This is a genomic window from Microtetraspora glauca, from assembly GCF_040656155.1.
In the GTDB taxonomy this organism is placed as follows: Bacteria; Actinomycetota; Actinomycetes; order Streptosporangiales; family Streptosporangiaceae; genus Microtetraspora; species Microtetraspora glauca.
This window is the reverse complement of the sequence record NZ_JBFALK010000056.1, coordinates 1-2,764: the sequence shown is the minus strand read 5'-3', so window position 1 is coordinate 2,764 and position 2,764 is coordinate 1. Positions and strand designations below refer to the sequence as shown.

The following is a 2,764-nucleotide window of genomic DNA, read 5'->3' as shown; positions in this document are numbered from 1 at the left end:
GCCCGGGGCAGCCGGGCCCTAGTGTCGAGCGCGGGCGCCGGTACGGCCCACGAGACCTTTGCTCATGATGAGGTTGCTGTGGAGTGCAGGTCACCCGCTTGGTCCCGGCCGTTGTGTTCTGCTGCGGATTCCGGGGCTTCGGATCCGGGCCGGGTGCGTGCGGTGCGGAGCAGGGTGGCGATGAGGATGGCCGCGCCCGCCATCAGGACGACACTGACCACCGAGGCGATCCGCATCTCTCGGGCGAAGGCGTCGAATGCCACGTTTCGCAGGGCTTCGGCGGTGCCCTTCGGGAGGGTCGCGGCGGTGTCAACGGCGCCGCCGAGGGTGTCCCGCGCTGCTTCCAACTCCTTGGGCGTGAGGGCGTCAGGAGCCTTGGCGGCCAGTTCCGAACGGTAGACGGCGGTGCCGATGCTGCCAAGGATCGCGATGCCCAGCGCCCCGCCGAACTCGGCCGAGGTCTCGGCCATGGCGGAGGCCATCCCGGCCCGCTCTGGTGGTGCGGCGGACAGGATCACGTCGGTGACCACGGCGGAGACCCCGCCGATACCGATCGCGACGACTGTCAGGGCGCTGACGAGGTAGCCGATTCCCGAACCGGCTTGGATCAGGGTCAGCATGGCGTAGCCGACGGCTGCCACGAGCAGCCCGGCGGCGATCACATTGGGTTTGCCGATGCGGGGTGCGATCGCGGTGGCCAGCGCGATGCCCAGGGGCATCACGAGAAAGGTGGGCAAGGACCACAGGGCCGACTCGAACGGTCCCATGCCCAGGACGAGTTGCATGAATTGCCAGTTGAACAGGCTGTAGCCGACCAGTCCGAACGTCGCCAGCGCGTCGATGAGCAAGGGCACGTTGAACCGGCGTGTGCGGAACAGCGCAAGGTCGATCACCGGGTTCGCGGCCACGCGTTGGCGGCGGAGGAATGCAGCCCCCACGGCGAGTCCGGCGGCGCAGTACGCCAGGGGGACCCACCCGAAGCCGTGCTCCGCCATCAGTTTGACGCCGTAGATGACGCCGAGCACGGCCACGAGGGACAGGGCGGCGCCGAGCAGGTCGAAACGGCCTGGCCTGGGGTCGCGGTATTCGGGGAGCAGCAGCGGGCCGAGGACCAGGAGCAGGACCATCACAGGCACGTTGATCAGAAAGACCGATCCCCACCAGAAGTGCTCCAGCAGCAGCCCGCCGATGATCGGGCCGAGTACGGCGCCGCCCGCGAAGCCCGCCGTCCAGACGCCGACTGCGGTGGCCCGCTGTTTGGCGTCGTGGAACATGTTCCGGATCAGGGAAAGCGTGGACGGCGCCAGCGTGGATCCGGCGATGCCCAGGAGCGCGCGGGCCGCGATGAGCGTCCCGGAGCTGGTCGAGTAGGCCGCCAGAACAGAGGCGGCGCCGAAGGCTGCGGCGCCTGCAAGCAGCACCCGCCGCCGTCCGATCCGGTCACCGAGTGTGCCCATCGTGATGAGCAGGCCGGCGAGGAGGAAGCCGTAAGCGTCCATGATCCACAGCAGTTCGGAGCTGCTCGGCTTGAGGTCGGCCGTCAGGGACGGGAGCGCAACGAACATGACGGACATATCCATGGACGCCAGTACGCAGGGCAGTACCAGGACGGCGAGCCCGACCCACTCCCCGACTCCGGCTGTTCTGTCTTCTTCAGTCATTCCTTTGTTCCTGAGTCGTGTCGACCGGGTCGGAGTCAATCGCCCCGGTGCATACTTTGTACGCGCTGAAGCGTACAAGATACGCATGCACACCGAATCGACACAACAGCGTTTTGACCTGCAGCTTCATCCCGCGCTGCGCGCCCGCACTTCCATCGGGCTAGAATTTCGACACAACCCTCGCGGCGTGACGAAAAGGAGTGCGGTGATGTCGGTGCAACTGGCATGCGCGTCATGCGGAAAGTCGCTGGAGCCCGCCGATCGGGGCCGGCCGAGGCTCTACTGCTCCCGTGCGTGCCAGGCGAAGGCGTATCGGGCGCGCAGGACGGAGACGCCGGCCGACGCCCCGGAGGGCAATGACAGCGCGCCGCATCTCACCGTTGAGCGCATCGTGCGAGCCGGGATCGCCATCGCGGACGCGGAGGGGCTCGACGCGCTGTCGATGCGCCGGGTCGCCATGGACCTCGGCGCCAGCACCATGGCCTTGTACCGGCATGTGGCATCCAAGGATGACCTGGTGGCCCTGATGGTCGAGGCCGCGATGGCCGACGTGCCCCTGCCCGACTCGGCGCCGCGGGACTGGCGTCACGGCCTCGAACGCGCCGCATACCGTGACTGGGACCTGTACCACCGCCATCCGTGGATCCTGCCGAGGGTCATGGTGACAACCCGCGCGCACTTCAGCCCGGCTCTCGCGGCGGACAGTGAAAGCGCCTTCTCCTCATTCGACGGGCTCGACCTCGAACCTGCGGAGGCTTTCCGGTACATGTTCATGTTCGCCTCGTACGTGCAAGGCGTGGCGTTGACCTACGTCAGCGATGTGGAGGCGGAACGGCAATCGGATATCGCCATGGTGCAGGGGACGACGACAGCCTCGGACCGGGCACAGAATCCGCTTTTCGAACCCGGGGCGTATCCCCGGCTCGCCCGCGCGATGCGCGCAGGCGCCGACCCCTGGGACCTCGACGCCTTGTTCACCTCAGGTCTTGCCGGTGTCCTGGACGGCATCGCAGCCGATCTCGCGAGACGAGGCATCGATGCCTGAGTTTCGATCGAATCTGCTCGCTGAGCATCGTGCCACCGGGCTTCTAAACGATGAGCGA

2 protein-coding genes are annotated in these 2,764 nt (G+C 67.4%); one reads left to right on the top strand and one right to left on the bottom strand.

Annotation, left to right across the window (positions count from 1 at the left end; genetic code table 11):
• Positions 1-62: 62 nt before the first annotated feature.
• Complete coding sequence (locus AB0I59_RS42030) at positions 63-1,661, bottom strand: MFS transporter (protein ID WP_061261697.1); 1,599 nt, start codon at positions 1,659-1,661, stop codon at positions 63-65.
• An 85-nt stretch (positions 1,662-1,746) separates the two neighbouring features.
• Here AB0I59_RS42030 and AB0I59_RS42025 point away from each other — a divergent pair, with 85 nt between their 5' ends.
• Positions 1,747-2,706 carry a TetR/AcrR family transcriptional regulator gene (locus tag AB0I59_RS42025; protein WP_358142672.1) on the top strand — a complete coding sequence of 320 codons (960 nt, stop codon included), beginning with the start codon at positions 1,747-1,749 and terminating at the stop codon, positions 2,704-2,706.
• The last annotated feature ends 58 nt before the right edge of the window (positions 2,707-2,764 follow it).